This is a genomic window from Burkholderia sp. LMU1-1-1.1 (assembly GCF_040675865.1).
Classification (GTDB): domain Bacteria; phylum Pseudomonadota; class Gammaproteobacteria; order Burkholderiales; family Burkholderiaceae_D; genus Rugamonas.
Window position 1 is genome coordinate 73,978 of record NZ_JBEGHG010000045.1, and the last position, 23,645, is coordinate 97,622.

The following is a 23,645-nucleotide window of genomic DNA, read 5'->3' on the forward strand; positions in this document are numbered from 1 at the left end:
TCGCATGAATTCAGACTTTAGAAATAAACGCCGTCAAATTTACTTGGACGAAGAAAGCTATCGCAACACTATCGCTCAAATCGAATCTGAAAATGCGGTTTCCACCACTGCTGGGCTTTCTCAAGAGGACATATGTGTTAATCGTGAAATGAATGCTTTTGATCACTGGGTCATTTTCCGGTTGAAATATACCGCTGGGGAAAGCCTAACCGAATTAGCTGATTCGCTCGACAAGATCGTTGCCGCCTACGAGGAATATGTCGAGGCTCTCGATGAGCTTCCGGACGATAAATATCACCCGCCATTCGTTATGAATGACATGTTCGACACATATGTGGACTATCTAAATCTTCTTTGCTCCGCCATTTTGTTGCGCCGCGAGGATCTGATAGGAAGAATATGCGCATTGAACGAGGGGACTGACTTTGACGAGACTGATGCAGTGTTGGAAGAATTGCTCAAGTTTTTCCTACCAGATCGTCCCACCTTAGACTATTGGCTATGGGATAAACCGTATCGCAAACTGCTTAGTGCCATCGACAGCGACACTCCGGCGGAAATGGCAAAAAACATGAAGAGCTACGTAAAAACGTGGTATGCGGACGTCCGAGGTATTGCCCACTTCTGGGGGAAACATCAGCAGATCAAACCTGACTATACCCCTTACTACGGCTACTGGGCCATGTGCGCGGCGGCATTCACCTATCTCTACAACATAGATGACTCTTCCTACCGTGATGAAACGGTGTATCCCAAAGACCTGGTCGATTATGCCCGGAGCATTCCGCGCAACGACGAGGCACAACAAACGATGACCAAACCATTGCGCGTAGCGGGTGGCGAACCGTGTCCCAAGTCAGGTCTATGGTTTTCGCCAGCAAAAGCGGACAGCCAAGCGCACTTCGCCGCAGGGACAATCATGCCGGACTTCCCGGATGCGCAATACGGTCTTACTATTTGGCAGTGGCTGTCCAATTAAAGGCGGGCACTAAACTTTTAGAGGAAGACCAGTCCTGCCCCGAAACAAGGCTCCGCCAATGAAAAATCCAGAATTCAGAAATAGGCGGCGCCAAGTCTTTCTAGATGAAGAGAGCTGCGGCAGCACGATTGCCCAGCTCGAGGTTGAAACCGGTCGGCCCTTAGGTCCCGGCTTATCCCAAGAGGATCTATGTAGAAATCTGCGAGCAAGGGCGTTTGACAGTTGGGTCATCTTCAAGCTGAAATATACCGCCGGCGAAAATCTCACGGAACTGGCCAACTCGCTTGACCATGTAGTCGCTTCTTACGAACTCTACGTCGAAGCGTTGGACGAGCTGCCGGACAGCCAATACCATCCGCCGTTCATCATGAACGATCTGATAGACACATATGTTCGGTACTTGAACATCGTTTCTGTCGCCATCCTATTGCGACGTGAGGACTTGATAGAAAGAATCTGTGCGCTAAATGAAGGAACAGATTTTGACGGAGTCGATGCAGTGCTAGAGGAACTATTCAAGTTTTTCCTGCCAGATCGTCCTGAATTGGATCACTGGCTATGGGATAAGCCATACCGCAAACTGCTCGACGCTATCGACAGCGACACGCCAGAAGAGATGCGAACCGAAATGAAGCGTTACGTGAAAAACTGGTATACCGATATGAAGGGGCAGGCCCACTTCCGGGGGGGCAGCATGAAAAAATCAAGCCAAAGTTCACGCCCTACGACGGCTACTGGGCGATGTGTGCGGCGGCATTCACCTACCTCTACGACATCGACGACTCGGCCTACCGTAACGAGACAGTGTATCCCAGAGACCTGGTCGATTACGCACGCAGCATCCCACGCTACGATTCTCAAGAGACGATGAGCAAGCCGTTGCGCGTAACAGGTGGGGAACCCTGTCCGAAGTCCGGCCTATGGTTCACGCCGGCAAAAACGGACAGCCAAGCGCACTTCGCCGCAGGTACAGTCATGCCAGACTTCCCGGATGCACAGTACGGCCTGACGACTTGGCAGTGGATCGGACCTTGAGAAAATCGATGAGGCGTCCAAGCAATCAAGGCATTAGTCGCTAGGCACAATATCATGTCAAATATCTCCATGCGCCACCGCCAGATTTATCTGTGCGATCTCAGCTATAAAAATACGCTCTCTCATATTAACACGCAAAATTCCTTGAATATTGAGGCATTGGAAGAAGATCTCACGAAACGAGGCCGAAAGACGACCTTGCTGCTCATCGCTGACAACTTATGGACCATTTTTAAACTCAAATATACTGCAGGCGAAACACTCACTCTCCTAGCCAATTCTTTGGATGAGATCGTCAGTGCATTTGAAGCTTATGTGGCTGCGGCGAACGATATGCCAGACGATCAATACTATCCTCCGTTTCTCATGAGCGAGACCATCGATACTTACGTCGATTATCTAAATTTGCTCTGCGCCGCAGTCCTACTGCGTCGGGAAGATCTGATACCTCGAATTCATGGACTGAATGAAGGAACAGACTTCGACGGGACCGACGCTGTCTTGGAAGAATTACTGAAATTTTACATTCCTGACAGGCCACAGTTAGATGATTGGCTTTGGGATAAGCCTTATCGAAAACTGCTGGATGCCATCGACAGCGAGACTCCGGAAGATATGGCCGGGGAGATGCAGCTATACGTCAAAAACTGGTACAAGGACATGAAAGGCGTCGCGCATTTTTGGGGGAAACACGAAAAAATAGTGCCTGAATACACGTCCTATCTCGGCTATTGGGCCATGTGCGCGGGCGCCTTTACCTACCTCTACGACATCGATGACTCCAGCTACCGTGACGAGATGGTATATCCCAAAGACTTGGTCGATTACGCGCGCAAAATCCCACGCCCCAAATAAGCCTCAAAAAAAGCATGGCCGGCAAGACGATCTCCTTGTCCAGACCAGGGAGCTATAATGGGTACTCAACTTCCCGACACCACCATGAACAACCGTCTCGCAGAACGCAGCCGTGACTTTCTTTCTGCGTTGGCGCGCCTGGAAGAAGCACTGGCCCAACCTGAAGACTCGTTTCTGCGCGATGCATCCATCCAACGGTTCGAATTCACGTATGAGCTTGCGTGGAAGGCGATCAAGCTTTGGCTGGAAACCCAGGACATCGTCGTACTCAGTGCCAAAGAAACGTTGCAGGCGGCGCTCGAGCAGGGGCTGATGGTGGACGGAAACGGTTGGAGCCAGTTACATCGCATGCGCAATCTGACCAGCCATACCTATGACGAAGCCCAGGCGCTGATCGTCTATCGCTTCGTCAAAGTCGATGGCGTGCGGCTTTTCTCCGAGCTCGCCGCGAGGGTGCAGACATGGGCACAGTAGCCGACAGAACACTTCCTTTCGGGCTGAGTGAACCGATCCGCGAGTCGCTGCGAGATGTCTTTGCCCGGTTTCCACAAGTCGATCGAGTATTGGTTTATGGCTCGCGTGCGACCGGTCACTACAGGCCGCATTCGGACATAGACCTCGCGGTGCTAGCACCAGGCATGTCGGACCGGGAGTTTTCCAGCCTATGGATGGCGCTGGACGACCTGCCCATCCTGTTCCGGCTCGATGTTTCGCTTTGGCATAAAGTCACTAACCCAGCCCTTAAACAAGCAATGCTTGATGACGGCATCCCGCTCTACCAAGCGAGCACCGGCGCGCCGTAGAAGTAATCCTTAGGCCGGTCTGCGGCACAGCCGCCCCGCCACATCCCCCCCACCTGCCTTAAAATAGCGCCATGAAAGCCGACGTCCCCTTCGCTACCAACCGCCGCCTGCGCCAGCAACCGCTGTGGCGGCTTCTGGCCGCGCCCAGCGGCCCGGCGGCGCTGGCGCTGATGCAAACCCACCTCTACGACGGCGAGCGCAGCCTGCCGGCGTCGATCTTCCACGAGCGCATCGCGCGCGAGCTCGAACACCGGCGCAGCCTCGCTGGCGTTGGAGGATATACCTGATGCCGTGGCTTTCATGGGGCTGGGCTATGCGGTTGAGGCGCTGGCGGCGGTGCCGTGGATCAATAACGCGCTGCGCAAAAATACGTGGGGGCAAAATCTGCGCTTGGAGCAAGAGCGGATCGGTTGGGATATCGCCTGGCCAACGTTGAAAGAAGCCGTTGCCGTTACGCGGTTGCAATGACCTGTGTTGTTGATCCATTCGCAATCCGCCCCGGGGGCCCTTCGAAGAGGCAGCCTACCTAGCCGGTAGGCTTTTAAGAGGCGGCACGCCGTAATCGGCCATTTATGAGCCGCTGACGGCGCACCCATGGCCGATTACGCTTCGCTAATCCGCCCTACGTGGATCTGTGGTTCATTTGCGGCCAACGGCCAGCCGCCAGCCGCCAATGATGCCTATCGCGTCACACGCTCCCACCCGGCCCGCACGGCCTCCTTGAACTTCTCCCAGCTCGACTGCGGATAGGTATTCTCCCAGGTGGTGCGCAGGTCCGACTCGGCATGCTCCCACGGCTTGTCCTGATACGCCGGGCTGCCGGCCATCGATTCGCCATACAGATACGCCGGGTTGTACTCCTGATACGTGCCGCCGGTGTACGTCTTCTCCCAGTGCGAGCGGAAATATTCATCGCCTTCGCTCTCGCCACGCAGGATGTTCAGGCTGTCCTGGTTGGCCTTGCTGTCGAGCTCATCCACACGCTCGCCGCGCAGGATATTCAGGCTGTCCTCGTTGGCGCCGGCCTCGACATCGCGCGGATAGATGCGCATGCCGCTGCGCTGCAGCGTGCGCTGTCCCTCGGCCAGCGGGTCGCCGGTGAACGGGCCGTCCGGCGAGATCACCTCGCCGCGCTGCAGCGACCCCTGCGTCAGCATGCCCTGCTCGGAGCGGACGAATTCGACCGCCTCCTCGCGCGGACGGATGCCGTGCGGCTCGGGCGCGCTTTTCAGCGCGGGCTCGACGGCGCTTTGCGACGCGCCCACCGAGGTCTGCTGCATGCCGGTGCCGCTGCGCAGGATTTCCGCGCCGGTCCAGCCGCTGGCGCGCCACATGGTCTCGTGCTCGTCGATGTCGATCGGGTTGAAGTCTTCGACAATGTCGGCGGCCAGGTCGGCCTTGTCCAGGTCCTCGGATTCGACGGTCAGCACCGTGTGTCCGCGATTCAACGCTTCGGCGTAGACGTGGCGGTCGGCGTGCTCCCGGCCGATCAGGTCGCTGAACATCTGCTTGATGTTGCCCAGGATCGACGCGTCGTCGTCGATGCGCGCGCGGCCGGCGGCGCTGCCGGAATCGGTGATCTGGATGCTACCGCGATCGAAACCATTCAAGATCAGTTCTTCCTGAGCCTGGGTGGCCTCTGCGCGGGTTTCAAATACGGCTGCCAGTGTGTGGGTCATGATGAGCTCCTCGGTTAAACGCATGGGGTCGATAGGAAAATTCAGTCTACGTCGTGCGCGGCAAACTTAGCGCCCGCTTGCCTCTAGGAAAACCAACTCACGTCCTGATGCGGCTTGTCCGCCTTATAATGGGGCATACCCTCATTCAGGATACCCGGACATGCTGAAAACCGCCCTGCGCATAGCGGCCACGTTGCTGACGATCTTGCCGCTATGCGCCACGACCACCGTGCACGCCGCGCCCGGGGAATACATCATGATCGCGCCGCTGGACCAAGCCATGCCGATCGTGCGCTTCGAGAACGGCATCCTGACGGGCGGCATCCTCAAGGACCTGGGCGACGCCATGGCCAGGCGGCTGGGGCGGCGCGCCGTCTATATCAGCGTCGACGTCCCCGGGGTGAAGCAGGTGCTGTCCAGCGGCCGCGCCGACGGCATGTGCTATGTGATGCCGTTCTGGATAGACGGCGACTATAACTGGAGCACGCCGCTGCTGCCGGACACCGAGATGGTGGTCGCGCGGGGCGACGCGCCGCAGGTCGGCTCGCTGCGGGCCTTGCGCAACAAGCCGGTGGGCACGGTGGCGGGATACCGCTATCCGCGCATCGAGCAGGTGCTGGGCAAGGGGTTCAAGCGTGTCGATGCGCTCACAATCGATCAGAATGTCCAGCAGATTTTGGCCGGCAAGACGCAGTACGCGGTCATCGGCGAGACCACGATGTCCTACCTGCAGCGCCAATATCCGGCGCTGCATTTACGTCCGGAGCTGGTTTTTATCAACTTCAAGGCGCAATGCGCGTTCTCGCGCAAGTCACAGGTGCCGTTCGAGCAGGTCAACAGCATCATAGAAACCATGCTCAAGGACGGCAGTGTCGAACAGATCCTGGCACGATACCGATGAACACGGCATGTGATCCCATATGGAGACACGTAGGGCGGATTAGCGAAGCGTAATCGGCCATGCATGCGTTCCGACGACGCATACATCGGCCGATTACGGCGCTCCGCCTGTTCAGGCGCCCAAGGTATCGGCCCAGATATTCCGTGCCCAGTTCATCGCATATTCGCCCTCCAGCGCGCTCGGTCCCGCCGATACGCCTCCCGAGCCTGACACGACCAGCAACGTCTTCTGCTCCGCGCTGTACGCATGCACGGAGGCGACATGGATCACATCCGTATCCGACACAAAGCTATAGCAGGTATTGGTCAACATCGGATGCGGATCGGGCGCGCGGCCGTTGAGCAAATCCACCACCGCCGCCGCGCACACCTTCGCATGCTGATTGGCCATATGCGCCGACTTGGGCATCAACGGCGACACCTGAATCGCATCCCCCAGCACGTGGATATTCTTCGCCTGCGTCGATTCAAAACTCAGGAAATCGACTCCACACCACCGGCCGTTGGCATTGGCCAGGCCACTCCGCACCGCGATCGTCCCGGCCCGCTGCGGCGGTATCACATTGAGCACATCCGCCCGCACCCGATCCCCCAGCTCCGACACGGCCGTGCGCGTAGCCGCATCGATATCGGCGGTTCTAAACGACGGCCGGTATTCGATGATGCCGCCATACCGCTCCTTCCACACCTTCTTGAACAGCGGCCCCTTGGATACCACGTCGTCATTGGCATCGAGGATCAGCACCTTCGATTTCGGTTTGTGGCGGCTGAAGTAGAAAGCGATCTGCGAGGCGCGCTCGTACGGCCCCGGGGGACAGCGATACGGCGCCGGCGGAATGGTCATCGCAAAGACGCCGCCGTCGGGCATCGCCTCCAGCTGCGCGCGCAGCGCTACCGTTTGCGCGCCGGCCTTCCACGCATGCAGAACCGTCTCGCGCGCGCCGGGCTTCAGCATGCCGGGCAGCTGGTCCCACATGAACTCCACGCCAGGCGACACGATCAGGCGGTCGTAGGACAGCGTCTGCCCGCCGGCCAGCGCCAGCGTGCGTTTTTCCGCGTCGATGGCCGTTACCGTGTCGCGCAGGATGCGCACACCATGCTTGCCCGCCAGCGCGTCATACGACAGCGACAAGTCGGCGATGCCGCGCGATCCGCCGAGCACCAGATTCGATAACGGACAGGAGATGAAACCGGCATCCGGCTCGATCAGCGTGACGTCGATTGTCCCTCCGCTCCACATGCGCACATAGCGGGCGGCGGTGGCGCCGCCGTAGCCGCCGCCGACCACCACCACTTGTGGCCTGGCCTTGCCGCCAATGGTGGCGCAGCCGGTGGCCGATGCCAGCAAGGCGCCGGCGCCGGCGGCCTGGATGAATTGGCGGCGTTTCATGGCGTCGCTTTCTTCTGCGTGGCGAAGAAGGCCGCCAGCAGCTCGATCTGTTCGTCGGTGTAGCCCTTGGCGATCTGGGTCATGATGGTCGACGGGCGGGCACCGGATTTGAAGGCGCGCAGGCTGGCGGCCAGATTTTCGCGGGGCTGCCCGGCCAGACCGGGTAGGGTTGCGAAATTCGGCGCGTTTTTGGTGTCGCCGTTGGTGCCGTGGCACGCGGCGCAGTTGGCGGCGAGGCGCGCGCCGGGGGAGATGGTTGTCGCGCCGGAATTGGCGGCGGCCAGTGCCAACCCCGCCACGGTTAAGATTTTAAAGAACATAGCCCTCCCCATAAGCAAACGCGAAATAACAACCACGGTGACGTGTCACGGTCTGACCCCTGGCGTTTCGATCCTCATCCCTTTGTCGCGCACGGCCAGCCAGGCTTCCAGATCCACCAGCTCCCGCGCGCCGAACGCCGGTACCTCGGCGCGCACGCCGCTCATGCAATTGCGCAGGCGCCGCTGCAACGATCCCATGGCTTGCCACTCAAGCCGGTAGATCGGATACGCGGCGGCATGCGCCTGCGGTATCGTGCTGCCGGCCAAACGTCCACCCGCACGCTGATCGTGGCACTGCGCGCACGATAAATTCAACTGCCCGATGCGCTGCACATACAACTCCTTGCCCCGCGCGGCCGATGCCCTGGTCCCCGCATCCTGTGGCGGCTCCACCGGCATGCCGCGCGATTGCAGCGCCACATACGCCTCCAACCCAAGCAACTCCTCGCTCTCCGCCCGCAACGCCGGCGCCTGCTGCTTTTGTTCGCGGCACACATTGATGCGCTGCCCAAGATTGATCGTCGCCTTGCTCCCGGCATGAAAAGCCGGGTAACGCGCCGCCACGCCGCGCATGCTCTGATTCGCCTCGCCATGGCAGCTGGCGCAGGACTTGCCGCTCTTGCCGGCGGCGGCGCCCCACTGCGCCTCGCCGCCGCTGATCCACAGCATGGCGGGATTGAGCGTGTCGTCGCGCTGCATCGCCTGCGTGGACGCGCTCATGAACTCACTGCCGGAGCGGCGCGCGTCCTCCGCGCTGGTCGCGCCCAGCATCAGCGCCCCCGCGAGGCAGCACAACGCGCCGCCCAGCCTCCGGTTCATGCCGGTCCCACCGTCAAATTCATCTTCTCCGTCTGGGCGAAACCCTGATCGCCCTCCCACGTGAACTCCAGCGTCCCCGTCTCCGTGGCGACGGTGAAGAAGCTGATATACGGATTGGCGGAAACCGCCTGATGCAGCTCGGCGCCGAAGACCTGCTCACCGTTGTAGCGGCATACAAACTTGCGGATGATGTCGCGCGGGATAAGCTGGCCGTCCGCGCCGGGGCGGTAACCGGTCTCCATCGGATGCCCGATCAGCGCGCGGATCTCGATCACGTCACCGCGCTTGGCCGTCGCCGGCATGTGGATCAATGCGCGCGCCATCAGGGAGCCTCCCCTTCTATGCAGGCGGCCAGCGCCACGATCACGCTCACGGATTTGGACTGGTAGCTGCCGTCGCTCATGCGCGCCACTGCCGTCAGTTTTTGAGAAGTGGCCAGCCGAATACGGGTCGACACCTGCGCCTTGCCGGCGCGCGGCCCCAGCGTGAACACCGCCACGTCGGTCTGCGGATTGCGCTCGTTGAAGATGGCGATCGCGCTGACATGGTCGGCGGCGCTCATCGGGCTGTCGACGGCGATCGTCACCGGCACCGCGTTGCCGTTGTCGATCAACTGAGCGATATCGAATGTCATCTTGCCTTCGGTCGGCTTGGCACCGCCGGTGAAGGCATTGATCGCCGCCGCCATCTCCTCCGTGGTGGCGAAGGCCGGGCGCACCAGCGCCAGCATCGCCAGCCCGGTTCCGGCGGCGGCCAGCATATCGCGACGCTTCATGGTGTTTGCTCCTTTAACGTCAGCAGCCAGGCCACGACGTCCTCGATCTGCTGCGCGGTCAATATCGTCTTGTCTTGGAAGGCCGGCGCAACGCGGTTCAGGCCATCGGTTTTGTAATAGGAAGGCATGATCGTCACCGGGTTGAAATGGCTGGCGTCCACGATGCGCAAGCGAAGCTGCGCCGCGCTCCAGCGCCGGCCCGCGCCTTGCAGGTCGGGCGCCAGATTGCCCTGAAAGCGTTCTTCAGGAATCGGACCGGTATGGCACAACAGGCAAAGGCTGGCCTGGCGGCTGGCCACCAGCGCGCGCCCCCGTGCCGCGTCGCCGGCAACGGCACCGGCCAGCGGCGCGGCGATGCCGTCGCCGGCGACCGCATAGCCGGGATCGGCGGCGGCGGGCTGCGCAAAGGCCAATGCGGCGAGGGCGACGGAGCACGCCAGCGCCAGCCGGCTCCCGTCCCCGCCACCTACCCGCGCAGCCACGCCGCCACCCTCCTTACGCCTTCTTCAAACTATGGTTCTTCAACGGCAGATCGCGTATCCGCTTGCCGGTGGCGGCGAAGATCGCGTTCAGCACGGCCGGCGCGGCCACCGCGATGGTCGGCTCGCCCACGCCGCCCCAGAATCCGCCCGACGGCATGATGATGGACTCCACCTTCGGCATCTCGTCGAGCTTGAGCACCTGGTAGGTGTCGAAGTTGGTCTGCTCCATCTGCCCGTCCTTCAAGGTGCACTCGCCGTACAACGACGCCGACAGGCCGTACACGAACGAGCCTTCGATCTGCGCCTCGATCTGCTGCGGATTGACCGCGTAACCCGGATCGGTCGCCGCGATGATGCGCAAAATCTTGACCTTGCCCGTCTTCTGGTCGACCGATACCTCGGCACATGCGGCAACGTAGCTGCCGAAGCCCATCGTCTGCGCCAGGCCGCGATACACGCCCTTCTTCGCCGGCTTGCCCCAGCCGGCCTTTTCGGCCACCGCGTTCAGCACCGCCAGATGCTTGGGATGCTCGACCATCAGCTTGCGGCGCAGCGCCAGCGGGTCCTGCTTGGTGGCGAAGGCCACCTCGTCGAGGAAGCACTCCAGGTAAATCGTATTCTGGTTCAGGTTCACGCCGCGCCAGAAGCCCGCCGGCACCGGCGGATTGCGCATCGCGTGATCGATCAGCAGATTCGGGAACGAATAACCGATCGACGCTTCCGGCCCCGGCGCGTTAAGCCCCTGGAACACAACGGGGTCCTTGCCATCCTTGATCGCCATGCCGAGCGAAGCGAGGATGGACTGCCCGGCGATGCGCATGTGCAGGCCGGTGATATTGCCCTTGGCATCCAGGCCGGCGGTCAGCTTGCACTGCGTGATCGGATGGTAGCGGCCATGCAGCATGTCCTCTTCGCGCGTCCAGATCAGCTTGACCGGGGTGCCGGGCATCTCCTTGGCGATCTTCACCGCCTGTGTCACCCAGTCGTGCGATGCGCCGCGCCGGCCAAAGCCGCCGCCCAGGTGCATCTTGTAGACGTCGCACTTGGCCGCCGGCAGGCCCGCCGCTTCGGACGTCGCCGCCAGCGCGGCCTCGCCGTTCTGCGTCGGCGTCCACACCTCGCAGCGCTCGGGCGTCCAGATCACCGTCGCGTTCATGGTTTCCATGGTCGCGTGGTTCTGCCACGGGAACGAATACACCGCTTCGACGGTGCGGGCCGCCGACTTGATCGCCGCCTTGGCGTCGCCGTTGGAGTTGCCGACCACCGCATCGGGCGCGTCGAGCGCCGCCTTCAACGTCGCCGCCACGTCCTTGCTCGACAAATTCGCGTTGGGCCCCTTGTCCCATTCAATAGGCAAGGCATCCAAAGCCGACTTGGCGCGCCACCAGGTGTCCGCCACCACCGCCACGGCGCTGTCGCCGACCTTGATCACCTTCTTCACGCCGGGGCGCTTCTCGATCGCGGCCGCGTCGAAGCTCTTGACGGTGCCGCCGAACACCGGGCAATCCTTGATGGCGGCGTTGAGCAGGCCGGGCATCTTGATGTCCATGCCGTAGATTTGGGCGCCGGTGGTCTTGTCCACCGTATCGAGGCGCGCCAGGCGCTTGCCGACCAGCTTCCAGTCCTTCGGGTCCTTGAGCATGACTTCGGCCGGAGGGCTCAGCTTCGACGCCGCCTCCGCCACCTTGCCGTAGCTGATCGAGCGTCCGCTCGCCTCGTGCGTGATCACGCTGACGGCTGCCACGCATTCGGACGACGGCACCTTCCACGCGTCGGCCGCCGCCTGCACCAACAAGGTGCGCGCGGTGGCGCCGCCCTTGCGTACCAGGTCGTGCGATTCGCGGATGCCACGGCTGCCGCCGGTGGAGAAGCTGCCCCAGACGCGCTTGCGCGCCAGGTTCTGCCCCGGGGTCGGATACTCGGTGGTGACTTTGCTCCAGTCGGCGTCCAGCTCCTCGGCCACCAGCTGCGCCAGGCCGGTCAAGGTTCCCTGGCCCATCTCGGAGCGGGCGATGCGGATCACGATGGTGTCGTCGGACTTGACGACCACCCAGGCGTTCACCTCGGGCGTGCCCTTGGAGGATGCCGGGGCGCCCTGCGCCACGGCCTCGAACGGAATATGAAACGCCACCACCAGGCTGCCGGCGGCCGCGCCCTTCAGGAAGCCCCTGCGCGAGGCGGAGCTTGGCAAAACAGGAGCGCCGCTCATACCTTGCCTCCTTCCACGTGCTGGATATTGAGGCCCGCGTTTTTCGGATCGCCGCCCTTGACCACCACATGGATCGCCGCCCGCACCCGGTTGTAGGTGCCGCATCGACAGATATTGGACATCGCCATATCGATGTCGGCGTCGGTGGCCTTCGGCTTTTCGCGTATCAGCGCGGCGGCGGCCATGATCATGCCGGACTGGCAGAAGCCGCACTGCGGCACGTCCAGCGCGGCCCAGGCCTTCTGGATCGCGTGCGAGCCGTCCTTGGACAAGCCCTCGATGGTGGTGATCTTTTGTTCGGCGGTGACGGTGGACACGGGCCGCACGCAGCTGCGCGTCGGCTCGCCGTCGATATGCACGGTGCAGGCGCCGCATTGCGCCACGCCGCAGCCGTACTTGGTGCCGGTCAGCCCCAGTTGTTCGCGTATGACCCACAACAGCGGCGTGTCGTCCTCCGCCTCGAATTCGCGTACCACGCCGTTGACGTTCAATTTAGCCATGCACTTCTCCCTGGATTTTGGTTGCCCGAATAGACCGCTGGTGATACTACACCCACTACATTAACTCTGCAGCATGTACGAAATATTTCCATTCTTGACTTGGATCAAAGTTTTTCATGCTTCAGATCAATAGACTTGATTGCGTTACTTACGACGACATCAAAGAGGAAGTGAAATGAGCAAGACCAAGGCAATCGCAGCAGCAGTACTGGCCACCCTGGGCATGGGTGTCGCAATGGGCAGCGCCGTGGCGCAAGAGTCGCCATGGCTGGTGCGCGTGCGCGCCGTGAATCTGAACACGGCCGACAAGTCGGACCCGGTCGGCGGCGTGGGCGCGTCGGACCGCCTCACCGTCAGCGACAAGACCATCCCCGAATTCGACATCTCCTATTTCTTCACGCCCAACCTGGCGGCGGAGCTGGTGCTGACCTATCCGCAAAAGCACGACGTCTATCTGGACGGCGCCAACATCGGCACCTTCAAGCACCTGCCGCCGTCGCTGCTGGTGCAGTACCACTTCACGCCGGACGCGCCGCTCAAGCCTTACGTCGGTGCCGGCATCAACTACACCACGCTGTCCAAGGTGCGCCTGCTTAACGGGCAGGCCAGCCTGGAACACGACAGCGTCGGCCTGGTGGTGCAGGCGGGCGTCGACTACGCCATCGACAAGCAATGGTCGCTCAACTTCGACGTCAAGAAAGCGCAGATCCGCAGCGACGTCATGATCGGCGGCGCCAAGGCCAGCCGCGTCAAGGTCGATCCGCTGATGATCGGCGTGGGTGTCGGTTACCGATTCTAAACCGCGGAATACCGTTCCGCCATCTTCTGTTCGCGGAACGCTTCCGTCATAAAATCCACGAATGCCCGCGTCTTCGCGGGCATTAGCTTTTGGCTGGTGAAGTACAGCGAGATCGCGCCGATATCGACATACCAGTCGGGCAGCACGCGTCGCAGCTCGCCGCTGTCCAAATGCGTCCCCAGATCGGTCATCACCAGCAGCGCCACGCCCATGCCCATCAAGGCCGCGCTGCGGATCGCATCGGGATCGTTCAGAAACACGCGCGGCCGCAGCACCGCCGACATGCCATCGCCGGCGCGATTGCGCATCTCCCACGACTTGGCCCGGCCGCTCTGCGGCGAGCGCATGACGATAGCGTCGAGGTCCGCCAGGTCCGCCGGCGTCACCGGCGGCTTGCGTCCCTTCAGATACGCCGGCGAGGCCACCAAGACACCGTGCGCCGGCATCAACTCCCGCGCCACCACGCCCGGCGCCAAATCGAAACCGCCGCCGATCGCCGCATCGAAGCCGCCGGCCACCAGATCGACCCGGCGGTTTTCCACATTGACGTCCAGGGTCAACGCCGGATAGCGCGCCATAAACGCCGGCATCAGCGGCAGCACGTGCCGGCGGCCGAAACCCGGCGCCATGCTCAGTTTGAGCACGCCGGCCGGCTCGCCCGCCTTGGCCGTCACCTCCGCGATCGCGCCCTGGATGCCGTCCAGCCCCGCGCCGACGGAATTCAGAAACCGCTCGCCGGCCTCGGTCAGGGTCAGGCCGCGCGTGGTGCGCTGGAACAGCCGCACGCCGAGGTTGCGCTCCAGCTGCGCCACGTTGCGGCTGACGGCGGCCGGCGTCAGCGCCAGGCGCCGGGCCGCCGCCGAAAAACTGGAGGATTCCGCGCTGCGGACGAAGGATTCAAGGTTGGACAGGGTTTCCAAAGCGATGCTTTCAACGTTTGCTTGAAGCTGATACTACCAAGCTATGACTACCCATAGCAAGTGACGGCGGCCATACTGAACTCATCGCAACCCAATCAACGAAAGGAAACACATCATGAACATCTCCATCATCGGCGCGGGCGCCATCGGTTCCGCCATCGCACGCAACCTGTCCAAAGCCGGCATCGCCGCCACCATCGCCAACAGCCGCGGCCCCGAATCGCTGGCGGCGCTGCACCAGGAACTGCCGAACATCCGTCCCGTCACCATCGAGGAAGCGGCCAAGGCCGACGTGGTCTTCCTAGCCGTGCAGTGGAGCCGCATCCCCGAGGCGGTGCGCAATCTGCCGGCATGGAACGGCCGCATCGTCGTCGACGCCAACAACGCGCTCGAAGCGCCGTCGTTCAAGGCCGTGGACCTGGGCGGCCGCGCATCGAGCCTGGTACTGGCCGACCTGCTGCCCGGCGCCCGCGTGGTCAAGGCCTTCAACCATCTGACTGCGGCGCTGCTGCAAAGCGATCCGCAAGCGGAGGGCGGACGCCGCGTGCTGTTCTACTCGGGCGACGACGCCGACGCCAAAAAAACCGTCGGCCAGCTGATCGACCAACTGGGATTCGCCGGCGTCGACCTGGGCACCCTCGATGGCGGTGGACGCCTGGCGCAGTTCCCCGGCGGCCCGCTGCCGGTGCTGAACCTGGTCAAATTCGGCTAACGTTGCCGCACCACGACAGCGCATTCCTTTAAGGGACACGGACGGGTATATTGGGTTACTTGCCCCCGTGTACTAAAGGAATGCCGCCATGACCCTCGACCACGTAAAAATCGGAACGCGCCTCGGCGCCGGTTTCGCCATCGTTCTGGCGCTGCTGGTGGCAGTCCTGGTTCTGGGACTCAGCTCCATGGGCCGCATCGGCAGCAGAACCCAGGACATCATCGAGGACAAGAACGTCAAGATGGAAGCGGCCAACCACATGGTCGACGCCGTCCGCGACATCACACTACACCTGACCAATATCGTCGTCGTCCCGAGCACGCCGGAAGTGAACGCCGAGCTGCAGAAAATCGCCGAGGCGCGCAAGAAGTACGGCGAGGCGAAAAAAATCCTGTCCGGCCTCGCCACGGATGAAAAGGAAAAGGCCATGCTGGCCAACCTCGACGCGCTGATCGCCGACGGCGCGGCCAAGAACAACAAGGTCATCGAGCTACGCAAGGATGGCGAGATCCAGGACGCCACCGCCTATTTGACGCAGACCGCCGCTCCCAGCCTGCAAGGCGTGCTAAAGGTACTGGGCGACATCGTCGCCCACGAAAGCGCGCAGGCCAAGCATGCCGGCGACGAAGTGGCGGCCGTGCTGCGATCGTCCAAGCTGCTGCTGGTCGGCCTGGGCGTGCTGGCCGTGGCGCTGGGCGCCGCGGTGGCCTGGTTCATCACGCGCTCGATCACGGTGCCGCTCAACGCCGCCGTCGACCTGGCCGAGACGGTGGCCGGCGGCGACCTGTCGACCCGCATCGACGTCAGCGCCACCGACGAAACCGGCCGCCTGCTCAACGCGCTCAAGGCCATGAACGACAGCCTGCTCAACGTCGTCGGCCAGGTACGGCAAGGCACGGACACCATCACCGTCGCGTCCAACGAAATCGCCGCCGGCAACATGGACCTGTCCTCGCGCACCGAGCAGCAAGCCAGCTCGCTGGAGGAGACCGCGTCGTCGATGGAGGAGCTGACCTCCACCGTCAAGCAGAACGCCGACAACGCGCGCCAGGCCAACACGCTGGCGCGCAGCGCGTCGGAGGTGGCCAGCAAGGGCGGCGCCATCGTCGCCCAGGTGGTCGACACGATGGGATCGATCAACGCCTCGTCGCGCAAGATCGTCGACATCATCTCGGTCATCGACGGCATCGCCTTCCAGACCAACATCCTCGCGCTCAACGCGGCGGTCGAGGCGGCGCGCGCCGGCGAGCAGGGGCGCGGCTTCGCGGTCGTGGCGTCCGAGGTGCGCAACCTGGCGCAGCGCTCGGCGGCGGCGGCCAAGGAGATCAAGGAACTGATCTCGGCCTCGGTGGCCAACGTCGACGACGGCTCCAAGCTGGTCAACGAGGCCGGGCAGACCATGGGCGACATCGTCGACAGCATCCAGCGCGTGACCGACATCATGGGCGAGATCACCTCGGCCAGCCAGGAACAGACGATGGGTATCGAGCAGATCAACGTCGCCATCACGCAGATGGACGAAGTCACGCAGCAGAACGCCGCACTGGTCGAGCAGGCGGCGGCCGCATCGCAGAGCATGCAGGAACAGGCGGAGGCGCTGGCCAGGGTGGTCGGTTTCTTCAAAACCGGCGCGGCGGCGCCCGCATTGCGCGTGGCGGCGCCGCGGACGGCTATAATGTTGCAAACTCGATAGCACCCCCACCGGAAACCCCATGCGCAAGATACTGATAGTCCTGATGTCCCTGATGCTGACGGCGTGTGTCGACGATAGCGCCTCGTACTACCCGGAAAGCGGCAACAGCGAGCACGTGATGACGGTGCACCGGACGCAGAAGTATTTCTGGAGCAGCGAGAGCAGCGTGGAATTGATCATGCAGCATCTGCCGCAGTGTTTGCGCAGGATCGAGCTGTCGGACATGCCGGCCGACGATGTCGAAATCGAGTTGCTGTCGGGCGGGGATAATGTGTGGACCTTGCGCGCGGGTAGCGAGATGTGGCAGGTCGAAACGCAAAGCTGCACGCAGTATCCGGATGTCAAAGGCGACGGCGGGGAATTGATCGGCGTGTTCCGCGTGGATGGGGGCAAGCTGGTGTTCGAGGCGGCCGTGCTGGAACCGGCGCAATAGGCCTGCGCAATAAAAATATCAACGGAGACACGTAGGGCGGATTAGGCGGAACGCCGTAATTCGCCATTTATGAGCCGCCGACAACGCATGCAATGGCGGATTACGCTGCGCTAATCCGCCCTACGTGCCTCCCCGAGGGATCGAAGCATGCCTCCCCCGAGGGATCAAAATCCCCCGGACGGAGCTTAACGCGACAACGCCACCCGGCGTGGCGCCGGCTTGACCGCCGCACGCGGCTGATGCATCGCCACGCTCTGCTGCTGATCGCCGCTCAACTTGAAGCGGCTCACCAGCTCCGCCAGATTGCCGGCCTGCTCCTGCATGCTGCCCGCCGCGGCGGCCGCCTGCTCCACCAGCGCCGCGTTCTGCTGCGTGACCGAATCCATCTCCGTGATCGCCGTGTTCACATGGCCGATCCCCGTGCTCTGCTCGCTCGACGCGGCCGTGATCGCCGACATGATCTGCGTCACGCGCGAAACGCTGGCCACCACCTGATCCATCGTCGTGCCGGCTTCGGCCACCAGCGCGCTGCCAGCGCTGATACTGTCGACCGATGCGTTGATCAGCTCCTTGATCTCCTTGGCCGCGCCGGCCGAGCGCTGCGCCAGGTTGCGCACCTCGGATGCCACCACCGCGAAGCCACGGCCCTGCTCGCCCGCGCGCGCCGCTTCGACCGCCGCGTTCAACGCCAGGATGTTGGTCTGGAACGCGATGCCGTCGATGACGCTGATGATGTCGACAATCCGCGTCGCCGACGCATTGATCGTGTCCATCGTCTGCACCACCTGCGACACCACCTTGCCGCCTTTTTCCGCGACCGCCGAAGCCGACATGACCAGCTGGTTGGCCTGCACCGCGTTGTCGGCGTTCTGGTTCACGGTCGAGGTCAACTCCTCCATCGACGCCGCCGTCTCCTCCAGCGAGCTGGCCTGCGATTCGGTGCGTGCCGACAAGTCCATATTGCCCGAGGCGATCTCGCTCGAGGCGGTGGCGATGGTGTCGGCGCTGCGGCGGATCTCGCCGATGGTCTCGGCCAGCCGCGCCTGCATCGACTTCATCGCGAACAGGATGCTGGCGTTGTCGCTGGCGTGGGTCTTGATCGGCGCGCTCAGGTCGCCGCCGGCGATCTGCAGCGCCACTTTGCTGACGTATTCGGGGTCGCCGCCGATGGTGTGGCGCAGGCTTTTGTTGACCAAGCTGACGATGGTCCACAGCAACAGGCAGACACCGGCCAGCAGTCCGGCTGATTTGAGCAGCGAGGCGCGGAAGGCGGCGTCGACGTCATCGATGTAGACGCCGGTGGTCAGGTCCCAGTTCCACGGCGCGTAGTGCACCACGCGGCTCAGCTTGGGCACCGGCACGGTGGTGTTCGGCCGTATCCACCAGTAGCGCACGAAGCCGGCGCCGTCCGGCGAGGCGCCGGCGGCCTGGATGTCACGGTACAGATAGGTGCCGTTTGGATCCTTGAAATCGACCATGTCCTTGCCGTCGTTTTCAGCCTTGAAGGGATTCATCAGCGACACCGTGCCGCTGGTGATGGTGATGTAGCCGTCCTTGCCGTAGCGCAGACCCTTGATCAGCGCCATGGCTTGCTTCTGCGCCTCTTCCTTGGTCATGGTGCCGTTGGCGGCCTTGTCGCCGAACTGCTTGACGATGCTCAGGCCGGCGTCGTCGATGTGGCGCAATTCGTTGCTGCGTTCCTCGATGCGCAGATTGCGCGTCTGGATCGTCTCGTACAGGAAAATCGCAGTGATGCAGAGCAGGCTGCAAATCAACGGCACCCAAAGCTTCTGCTGGAAAGACAATTTGTTCATGGAGGTCTCCTGTTTTCTACAGGAAACTATACCGAAAAATGTAAAATGCCGGGCGTGATAACGCTACCCTGTTGTTTATTTGGGAATGGGTGTATCGGTAGCTCAACAATAAAAAACGGGCGCGGCGATCTTTATCGCCGCGCCCGTTTGCTAAGCTATAACAGTGACCGGGACTTAGTGCGTGGTGCCGGTTTTGACGGTTTTGGCGGCCAGTTGCGCCTTCACGTCGGCCTTCCGGGCGTTCGGCGTCATGTAGGCGACGTCGTCGTAGGCTTCGTTGCGGTCCAGCTCGCCGGCGTTGCGGGCGGCGATGGTCTGGGCCTTGACCTCGTCGCGGCTCAGGGTGCCCGCCGACGTGTTCGCGAACGACTGGTTGATCGTGGCCTCGTTCTGGTCCAGCTGGCCGGCGGCGCGGGCGGCGACGGTCTCGGCGATGACTTGTTCACGGGTCAACTGGCCCGACGGTGCCTGGGCGAAAGCGGCGCCGGCGGCAACCAGCAGGGAAACCGATGCGATGATGGATTTGACGTTCATTTTATTGCTCCTTATCTGATTAGCACGATGCTCCGGAGAGCGCTTATCGGCAGTGCTGCGTTGTGTTCGTCGATGAGTTCATCTTAGTATCAAAAATTCAGATAAAAAAGTGCAATTTTCCGGTCAAATCCATCCGATTATCCGATCTTAGGGGCTCAGCGCTTTTCGCTGTCGAGCACGGCGGTCGCATGGGCGTTGTAGCGGTCGCCAGCCGCCGCGCCGGGGGGCACCGCCCGTTCCAGCCGCGCCAGGTCGGCCGCCGACAACCGCACCCCGTTCGCGCCCAGCGCCTCCGTCAGGCGGGCGCGGGTGCGGGCACCGACCAGCGGCACGATGTCCTCGCCCTGGGCCGCCACCCAGGCGATCGCCACCTGCGCCACCGACACGCCGAGCTCGTCGGCGATGGCGCGCACTTTCTCCACCAACCCCAGGTTGTGGTCCAGGTTCTCGCCCTGGAAGCGCGGACTGGCCAGGCTGCGGAAATCGGCCTCGCCGGCGCGCTGCTTGCTCCAGTGCCCGCTGATCAGGCCGCGCGACAGCACGCCATAGGCGGTGATGCCGATGCCCAGTTCGCGGCAGGTTTGCAGGATGCCATCCTCGAGGCCGCGTGAAATCATCGAATATTCGATCTGCAGATCCGAGATCGGATGCACTGCGTGGGCGCGGCGCAGCGTCTCGCTGCCCACCTCCGACAGGCCGATGTGGCGCACCCTGCCGGCCTTGACCAGCTCAGCGATGGCGCCGACGGTGTCCTCGATCGGCACCGCCGGGTCCAGCCGCGCGGGACGGTAGATATCGATATGCTCCACGCCCAGCCGCTTGAGGCTGTAGGCGGCGAAGTTCTTCACGGCCGCCGGACGGGCATCGTAGCCGACCCAGTTGCCGGCCGGATCGCGCATCGCGCCGAACTTGACGCTGATGTTGACGCTGTCGCGGCCACCGGCTTGCAACGCCTCGCCCAGCAGCAGCTCGTTGTGGCCCATGCCGTAGAAATCACCGGTGTCGAGCAGCGTGACGCCGGCGTCCAGCGCGGCGTGGATGGTGGCCAGGCTTTCGGCGCGGTCGGCCGGGCCGTACAGGTCGGACATGCCCATCAGCCCCAGGCCCAGTTGCGAGACTTGCGGGCCGGTGCGGCCAAGTTTGCGTGTTTGCATGATGAAGCTCCAGAGAGAGTAAGCGGAGAAATCATTATGCTATTATCGATCCAGGTAATAAATACGCACAAATCCATTACTTCATTCGAAAAACCATAACAATCATGGACCAGTTCAAGGTGATGCAAATCTTCCAGGCGGTGGCCGACTGCAAGAGTTTCACGCAGGCGGCCGAGCGGCTCAATCTGCCCAAGCCGACCGTCACCAACGCCGTACAGGCCATCGAACAGCAGCTCGGCGTGCGATTGCTCCAGCGCACCACGCGCAAGGTCAGCCTCACGGCCGAGGGCGCGCAATACCTGGAACGCTGCACCGCCCTGCTCAACGACCTGGAGGACATGAACGGCCTGTTCGCCGGCGATGGCCGCCTGCTCAGCGGCGCGGTGCGGGTCGAATTGCCGGAGCGGCTGGCGCACCTGGTCGTCATTCCGGCACTGCCGGATTTCCTGCGGCGCCATCCGGGCATCCAGGTGCGGCTCGGCTCCGGCGACCGTTTCGCCGACCTGGTCGGCGAAGGCATCGATTGCGCCGTGCGCGGCGGCACCCTGCGCGACTCCACCCTGGTGGCGCGCCGCATCGGCAACCTGCAACAGGTCAACCTGGCTTCGCCGGCGTATCTGGAACGCCACGGCCGGCCACGCACACTGGACGATTTACAACACCACTACGCCGTCAATTTCTTCTCCAGCCAAAGCGGGCGGGACATGGACTGGGAGTACGTCGACGCGGACGGCGCCGGGCGCACGCTGGCGATGCGCAGCCAGGTCTCCGTCAGCGGCACCGAGGCGTATATCGCCGCCTGCGTGGCGGGACTGGGCCTGATCCAGGTGCCAAGCCAGAGCATCATGCCGCTGCTGGCATCGGGTGCGCTGGAGGAGGTGCTGCCGGCGTGGCGGCCCGCGCCGATGCCGCTCAACATCGTTTATTCGCACAATCGCCACCTGTCCCCGAGGGTGCGGGTGTTTGTGGACTGGTTAATTAGTGTCATTGGGCAACAAAATGTGTCAGAATGAGGCTATCGTCCCTTAACAAAAGTTATTTTCATGAAACTGCTCCTGTCGACGGCGCTGCTGGCTTGTTATTCGTGCGCCGCCCTTGCGGCCTCGCCCCAAGCGTCAAGCGGGGCCAAAGCCGCGCCGTCGCCGGCCCGGATGCTGCACAGCGCGCAACAGCAGATCGACGCCGGCAGCTGGCTCGAGCACGTCACCGCGCTCTCGTCGGACGAGTTCGAAGGGCGCGCGCCCGGCACGCGCGGCGAGCAGCTCACCATCGACTATCTGCAACAGCAATTCAGGAAACTGGGACTGGAGCCGGGTAATCCGGACGGCACCTATCTGCAGCGGGTGCCCACGGTCGGCATCTCCAGCCACCCGACGATGAGCTACACGCCCAAGGACGGAGCGGCCACGCAGCTCATCTTCGGCGACGACTACGTCGCCTGGTCGGCGCGCGCCGAACGGCAAATCGACGTCACCGACTCCGAACTGGTCTTCGTCGGCTACGGCGTGCAAGCGCCGGAATATCGTTGGGACGACTACAAGGGCGCCGATCTGAAAGGCAAGACGCTGCTCATGCTGATCAACGACCCGCCGCTGCCGGACCCCAAGCATCCCAAGCGGCTGGACCCGGCCGTGTTCGGCGGCGCCGCGATGACCTACTACGGCCGCTGGGCCTACAAATATGAAATGGCCGCCCGGATGGGCGCGGCCGGCGCGCTGATCATCCACGAAGCCAAGCCGGCCGCCTACCCGTACGAGGTGGTGCGCAACAGCTGGAGCCGGGAAAACTTCGCCATCTTCGACAAGGCCCCGGACCCGGACTTTCCGGCCGTGCCCGGATGGTTGCAGATCGACCGCGCGCGCGACATCATCAAGGCCGGCGGCTTCGACTTCGAAACGCTGAAACAGCAGGCGCTGTCGCGCGACTTCAAGCCGATGCCACTGGGCGTCAAGCTCAGCGTGAGCGAACTCAACGCCTGGCGCGAAGTCGCCTCGCACAATGTCGTGGCAAAGATCGCCGGCTCCGACCCGCAGCTGAAGGACGAAGTCGTCGTCTACAGCGCGCACTGGGACCACTTCGGCATCGACGAAACCTTGCCCGGCCCGCGCACGCAGCAGATCTTCCACGGCGCGCTCGACAACGCCGCCGGTGTCGCCACCCTGCTGGAGATCGCCAAGGCCTACAAGGCGCTGCCGGTCGCGCCCAAGCGCACCATCGTGTTTCTGGCGACCACGGGCAAGGAGCGCGGCCAGCTGGGCGCCAAATACTACACGCGCAACCCGCTGTATCCGATCGACAAAACGCTGGTCAACATCAATCTGCAAGGCATGAACGTCTGGGGCCGCACGCGCACGGTGGAATTGCGCGGCATGGGCCAATCGACGGCGGACGACGTGGTCGTCAAAGTGGCGCGCGGCCAGGGCCGGGCGGTGCGTCCGGACAGCAACGGCGAGTACGGCAATTTCTACCGTGGCGACCAGATCGAATTCGCCAAGGCCGGCGTACCGGTGGTATATCTCAGCGACAGTCTCGACTTCATCGGCAAGCCGGCCGCGTACGGCCGCGAAAAGCTCATGCGCTACAGCACGCAGCAATACCACACGGTCAACGACGTGGTCGATCCCAAGTGGGACACGCGCGGCGTGGTCGAAGACATCGCGTTGCTGTTCCAGACCGGCTACCACATCGCCCAAAACAAGGACGTGCCGCAATGGAAGCCCAACGCCGAGTTCCGGCGCAAGCCGGCCCGGTAACCCCGATAAACCTCGGAACCACGTAGGGCGGATTAGGCGGAACGCCGTAATCGGCCATGTATGAGCCGCCGACGACGCACGCATGGC

27 protein-coding genes and 1 pseudogene are annotated in these 23,645 nt (G+C 62.7%); 15 read left to right on the forward strand and 13 right to left on the reverse strand.

Annotation, left to right across the window (positions count from 1 at the left end):
* The first annotated feature begins 4 nt into the window (after positions 1-4).
* The 8 genes and pseudogenes from MRBLMU1_RS23855 to MRBLMU1_RS23890 all read left to right on the forward strand — a co-directional run bounded on the left by MRBLMU1_RS23855 (position 5) and on the right by MRBLMU1_RS23890 (position 4,140).
* Positions 5-979: a PoNe immunity protein domain-containing protein gene (locus tag MRBLMU1_RS23855; protein WP_363506766.1), complete on the forward strand. Its 975-nt coding sequence runs from the start codon at positions 5-7 to the stop codon at positions 977-979.
* 367 nt (positions 980-1,346) lie between these two features.
* Positions 1,347-1,571, forward strand: a pseudogene (locus MRBLMU1_RS23860) (hypothetical protein); the annotation flags it as partial.
* 56 nt (positions 1,572-1,627) lie between these two features.
* Entirely contained in the window at positions 1,628-2,014 is a 387-nt protein-coding gene (locus MRBLMU1_RS23865) for a PoNe immunity protein domain-containing protein (protein WP_363507600.1), read from the forward strand.
* A gap of 54 nt (positions 2,015-2,068) precedes the next feature.
* Positions 2,069-2,869, forward strand: a complete 801-nt coding sequence (locus MRBLMU1_RS23870) for a PoNe immunity protein domain-containing protein (RefSeq protein WP_363506769.1) — start codon at positions 2,069-2,071, stop codon at positions 2,867-2,869.
* Positions 2,870-2,926: 57 nt separating this feature from the next.
* Positions 2,927-3,343 carry an HI0074 family nucleotidyltransferase substrate-binding subunit gene (locus tag MRBLMU1_RS23875; RefSeq protein WP_363506772.1) on the forward strand — a complete coding sequence of 139 codons (417 nt, stop codon included), beginning with the start codon at positions 2,927-2,929 and terminating at the stop codon, positions 3,341-3,343.
* Positions 3,331-3,672, forward strand: coding sequence for a nucleotidyltransferase domain-containing protein (locus MRBLMU1_RS23880; RefSeq protein WP_363506775.1), 342 nt, complete (start codon positions 3,331-3,333; stop codon positions 3,670-3,672). Before MRBLMU1_RS23875 ends, MRBLMU1_RS23880 begins: the two co-directional genes overlap by 13 nt.
* Before the next feature lie 71 nt (positions 3,673-3,743).
* Positions 3,744-3,959 (forward strand): DUF3375 family protein, encoded by a 216-nt coding sequence (locus MRBLMU1_RS23885; protein WP_363506778.1) that lies wholly within the window; start codon positions 3,744-3,746, stop codon positions 3,957-3,959.
* A gap of 13 nt (positions 3,960-3,972) precedes the next feature.
* A complete protein-coding gene (locus MRBLMU1_RS23890) occupies positions 3,973-4,140 on the forward strand; it encodes a Wadjet anti-phage system protein JetD domain-containing protein (protein WP_363506781.1) in 168 nt (55 codons plus the stop codon).
* 212 nt (positions 4,141-4,352) lie between these two features.
* Here the strand turns inward: MRBLMU1_RS23890 and MRBLMU1_RS23895 are convergent, their stop codons facing one another.
* Entirely contained in the window at positions 4,353-5,351 is a 999-nt protein-coding gene (locus tag MRBLMU1_RS23895; RefSeq protein WP_363506784.1) for a hypothetical protein, read from the reverse strand.
* Positions 5,352-5,511: 160 nt separating this feature from the next.
* On the opposite strand from MRBLMU1_RS23895, the gene MRBLMU1_RS23900 reads away from it, so the two are divergent.
* Positions 5,512-6,252: a substrate-binding periplasmic protein gene (locus tag MRBLMU1_RS23900; RefSeq protein ID WP_363506787.1), complete on the forward strand. Its 741-nt coding sequence runs from the start codon at positions 5,512-5,514 to the stop codon at positions 6,250-6,252.
* A 111-nt stretch (positions 6,253-6,363) separates the two neighbouring features.
* Here MRBLMU1_RS23900 and MRBLMU1_RS23905 read toward each other — a convergent pair whose 3' ends face one another.
* The 8 genes from MRBLMU1_RS23905 to MRBLMU1_RS23940 are packed head-to-tail and all read right to left on the reverse strand — an operon-like array spanning position 6,364 to position 12,746.
* Positions 6,364-7,641, reverse strand: coding sequence for an FCSD flavin-binding domain-containing protein (locus tag MRBLMU1_RS23905; RefSeq protein WP_363506789.1), 1,278 nt, complete (start codon positions 7,639-7,641; stop codon positions 6,364-6,366).
* Complete coding sequence (locus tag MRBLMU1_RS23910) at positions 7,638-7,961, reverse strand: c-type cytochrome (protein WP_363506792.1); 324 nt, start codon at positions 7,959-7,961, stop codon at positions 7,638-7,640. Before MRBLMU1_RS23910 ends, MRBLMU1_RS23905 begins: the two co-directional genes overlap by 4 nt.
* A 45-nt stretch (positions 7,962-8,006) precedes the next feature.
* Positions 8,007-8,780 (reverse strand): sulfur oxidation c-type cytochrome SoxA, encoded by a 774-nt coding sequence (gene soxA, locus MRBLMU1_RS23915; protein ID WP_363506795.1) that lies wholly within the window; start codon positions 8,778-8,780, stop codon positions 8,007-8,009.
* Complete coding sequence (gene soxZ / locus MRBLMU1_RS23920; RefSeq protein WP_363506798.1) at positions 8,777-9,103, reverse strand: thiosulfate oxidation carrier complex protein SoxZ; 327 nt, start codon at positions 9,101-9,103, stop codon at positions 8,777-8,779. The genes soxA and soxZ overlap by 4 nt, the downstream gene beginning before the upstream one ends.
* The gene (locus MRBLMU1_RS23925) at positions 9,103-9,555 is read right to left on the reverse strand and encodes a SoxY-related AACIE arm protein (RefSeq protein ID WP_363506801.1); all 453 of its coding nucleotides are present in this window, start codon (positions 9,553-9,555) and stop codon (positions 9,103-9,105) included. Before MRBLMU1_RS23925 ends, soxZ begins: the two co-directional genes overlap by 1 nt.
* Positions 9,552-10,037, reverse strand: a complete 486-nt coding sequence (gene soxX / locus MRBLMU1_RS23930) for a sulfur oxidation c-type cytochrome SoxX (protein ID WP_363506804.1) — start codon at positions 10,035-10,037, stop codon at positions 9,552-9,554. Before soxX ends, MRBLMU1_RS23925 begins: the two co-directional genes overlap by 4 nt.
* 13 nt (positions 10,038-10,050) lie before the next feature.
* Entirely contained in the window at positions 10,051-12,246 is a 2,196-nt protein-coding gene (locus MRBLMU1_RS23935) for a xanthine dehydrogenase family protein molybdopterin-binding subunit (protein WP_363506807.1), read from the reverse strand.
* Positions 12,243-12,746 (reverse strand): (2Fe-2S)-binding protein, encoded by a 504-nt coding sequence (locus MRBLMU1_RS23940; RefSeq protein WP_363506810.1) that lies wholly within the window; start codon positions 12,744-12,746, stop codon positions 12,243-12,245. Before MRBLMU1_RS23940 ends, MRBLMU1_RS23935 begins: the two co-directional genes overlap by 4 nt.
* 175 nt (positions 12,747-12,921) lie before the next feature.
* Here MRBLMU1_RS23940 and MRBLMU1_RS23945 point away from each other — a divergent pair, with 175 nt between their 5' ends.
* Complete coding sequence (locus MRBLMU1_RS23945) at positions 12,922-13,545, forward strand: OmpW/AlkL family protein (protein ID WP_414646112.1); 624 nt, start codon at positions 12,922-12,924, stop codon at positions 13,543-13,545.
* Here the strand turns inward: MRBLMU1_RS23945 and MRBLMU1_RS23950 are convergent.
* The gene (locus MRBLMU1_RS23950; protein ID WP_363506813.1) at positions 13,542-14,465 is read right to left on the reverse strand and encodes a LysR family transcriptional regulator; all 924 of its coding nucleotides are present in this window, start codon (positions 14,463-14,465) and stop codon (positions 13,542-13,544) included. The genes MRBLMU1_RS23945 and MRBLMU1_RS23950 overlap by 4 nt on opposite strands.
* Positions 14,466-14,580: 115 nt before the next feature.
* Between MRBLMU1_RS23950 and MRBLMU1_RS23955 the strand changes: the two genes are divergently transcribed.
* The 3 genes from MRBLMU1_RS23955 (at position 14,581) to MRBLMU1_RS23965 (ending at position 17,303) form a co-directional block, all read left to right on the forward strand.
* Positions 14,581-15,177 carry an NADPH-dependent F420 reductase gene (locus MRBLMU1_RS23955; RefSeq protein WP_363506816.1) on the forward strand — a complete coding sequence of 199 codons (597 nt, stop codon included), beginning with the start codon at positions 14,581-14,583 and terminating at the stop codon, positions 15,175-15,177.
* Between the two features lie 88 nt (positions 15,178-15,265).
* The gene (locus MRBLMU1_RS23960; RefSeq protein WP_363506819.1) at positions 15,266-16,870 is read left to right on the forward strand and encodes a methyl-accepting chemotaxis protein; all 1,605 of its coding nucleotides are present in this window, start codon (positions 15,266-15,268) and stop codon (positions 16,868-16,870) included.
* 19 nt (positions 16,871-16,889) lie between these two features.
* Positions 16,890-17,303, forward strand: coding sequence for a hypothetical protein (locus MRBLMU1_RS23965; RefSeq protein WP_363506822.1), 414 nt, complete (start codon positions 16,890-16,892; stop codon positions 17,301-17,303).
* Positions 17,304-17,488: 185 nt separating this feature from the next.
* On the opposite strand, the gene MRBLMU1_RS23970 is transcribed toward MRBLMU1_RS23965, so the two are convergent.
* The 3 genes from MRBLMU1_RS23970 to MRBLMU1_RS23980 all read right to left on the reverse strand — a co-directional run bounded on the left by MRBLMU1_RS23970 (position 17,489) and on the right by MRBLMU1_RS23980 (position 20,805).
* Positions 17,489-19,117, reverse strand: coding sequence for a methyl-accepting chemotaxis protein (locus tag MRBLMU1_RS23970; RefSeq protein ID WP_363506825.1), 1,629 nt, complete (start codon positions 19,115-19,117; stop codon positions 17,489-17,491).
* A 174-nt stretch (positions 19,118-19,291) separates the two neighbouring features.
* Positions 19,292-19,651 (reverse strand): DUF4148 domain-containing protein, encoded by a 360-nt coding sequence (locus MRBLMU1_RS23975; protein ID WP_363506828.1) that lies wholly within the window; start codon positions 19,649-19,651, stop codon positions 19,292-19,294.
* A 155-nt stretch (positions 19,652-19,806) separates the two neighbouring features.
* A complete protein-coding gene (locus MRBLMU1_RS23980; protein WP_363506831.1) occupies positions 19,807-20,805 on the reverse strand; it encodes an aldo/keto reductase in 999 nt (332 codons plus the stop codon).
* 104 nt (positions 20,806-20,909) lie between these two features.
* On the opposite strand from MRBLMU1_RS23980, the gene MRBLMU1_RS23985 reads away from it, so the two are divergent.
* On the forward strand, positions 20,910-21,818 hold the full coding sequence (locus MRBLMU1_RS23985; protein WP_363506834.1) for a LysR family transcriptional regulator: 909 nt from the start codon (positions 20,910-20,912) through the stop codon (positions 21,816-21,818).
* A 30-nt stretch (positions 21,819-21,848) separates the two neighbouring features.
* Positions 21,849-23,558 carry a M28 family peptidase gene (locus tag MRBLMU1_RS23990; RefSeq protein WP_363506837.1) on the forward strand — a complete coding sequence of 570 codons (1,710 nt, stop codon included), beginning with the start codon at positions 21,849-21,851 and terminating at the stop codon, positions 23,556-23,558.
* Positions 23,559-23,645: the final 87 nt, after the last annotated feature.

Coding starts and splice junctions, on each gene's coding strand:
- MRBLMU1_RS23970 (WP_363506825.1), bottom strand. CDS start 19,117: ATGAACAAATTGTCTTTCCAGCAGAAGCTTTGGGTGCCGTTGATTTGC.
- soxA (WP_363506795.1), bottom strand. CDS start 8,780: ATGAACCGGAGGCTGGGCGGCGCGTTGTGCTGCCTCGCGGGGGCGCTG.
- MRBLMU1_RS23875 (WP_363506772.1), top strand. CDS start 2,927: ATGGGTACTCAACTTCCCGACACCACCATGAACAACCGTCTCGCAGAA.
- MRBLMU1_RS23940 (WP_363506810.1), bottom strand. CDS start 12,746: ATGGCTAAATTGAACGTCAACGGCGTGGTACGCGAATTCGAGGCGGAG.
- soxZ (WP_363506798.1), bottom strand. CDS start 9,103: ATGGCGCGCGCATTGATCCACATGCCGGCGACGGCCAAGCGCGGTGAC.
- MRBLMU1_RS23985 (WP_363506834.1), top strand. CDS start 20,910: ATGGACCAGTTCAAGGTGATGCAAATCTTCCAGGCGGTGGCCGACTGC.
- MRBLMU1_RS23980 (WP_363506831.1), bottom strand. CDS start 20,805: ATGCAAACACGCAAACTTGGCCGCACCGGCCCGCAAGTCTCGCAACTG.
- MRBLMU1_RS23890 (WP_363506781.1), top strand. CDS start 3,973: ATGGGGCTGGGCTATGCGGTTGAGGCGCTGGCGGCGGTGCCGTGGATC.
- MRBLMU1_RS23905 (WP_363506789.1), bottom strand. CDS start 7,641: ATGAAACGCCGCCAATTCATCCAGGCCGCCGGCGCCGGCGCCTTGCTG.
- MRBLMU1_RS23975 (WP_363506828.1), bottom strand. CDS start 19,651: ATGAACGTCAAATCCATCATCGCATCGGTTTCCCTGCTGGTTGCCGCC.
- MRBLMU1_RS23870 (WP_363506769.1), top strand. CDS start 2,069: ATGTCAAATATCTCCATGCGCCACCGCCAGATTTATCTGTGCGATCTC.
- MRBLMU1_RS23945 (WP_414646112.1), top strand. CDS start 12,922: ATGAGCAAGACCAAGGCAATCGCAGCAGCAGTACTGGCCACCCTGGGC.
- MRBLMU1_RS23855 (WP_363506766.1), top strand. CDS start 5: ATGAATTCAGACTTTAGAAATAAACGCCGTCAAATTTACTTGGACGAA.
- MRBLMU1_RS23910 (WP_363506792.1), bottom strand. CDS start 7,961: ATGTTCTTTAAAATCTTAACCGTGGCGGGGTTGGCACTGGCCGCCGCC.
- MRBLMU1_RS23880 (WP_363506775.1), top strand. CDS start 3,331: ATGGGCACAGTAGCCGACAGAACACTTCCTTTCGGGCTGAGTGAACCG.
- MRBLMU1_RS23955 (WP_363506816.1), top strand. CDS start 14,581: ATGAACATCTCCATCATCGGCGCGGGCGCCATCGGTTCCGCCATCGCA.
- MRBLMU1_RS23935 (WP_363506807.1), bottom strand. CDS start 12,246: ATGAGCGGCGCTCCTGTTTTGCCAAGCTCCGCCTCGCGCAGGGGCTTC.
- MRBLMU1_RS23990 (WP_363506837.1), top strand. CDS start 21,849: ATGAAACTGCTCCTGTCGACGGCGCTGCTGGCTTGTTATTCGTGCGCC.
- MRBLMU1_RS23895 (WP_363506784.1), bottom strand. CDS start 5,351: ATGACCCACACACTGGCAGCCGTATTTGAAACCCGCGCAGAGGCCACC.
- MRBLMU1_RS23885 (WP_363506778.1), top strand. CDS start 3,744: ATGAAAGCCGACGTCCCCTTCGCTACCAACCGCCGCCTGCGCCAGCAA.
- MRBLMU1_RS23925 (WP_363506801.1), bottom strand. CDS start 9,555: ATGAAGCGTCGCGATATGCTGGCCGCCGCCGGAACCGGGCTGGCGATG.
- MRBLMU1_RS23965 (WP_363506822.1), top strand. CDS start 16,890: ATGCGCAAGATACTGATAGTCCTGATGTCCCTGATGCTGACGGCGTGT.
- MRBLMU1_RS23900 (WP_363506787.1), top strand. CDS start 5,512: ATGCTGAAAACCGCCCTGCGCATAGCGGCCACGTTGCTGACGATCTTG.
- MRBLMU1_RS23960 (WP_363506819.1), top strand. CDS start 15,266: ATGACCCTCGACCACGTAAAAATCGGAACGCGCCTCGGCGCCGGTTTC.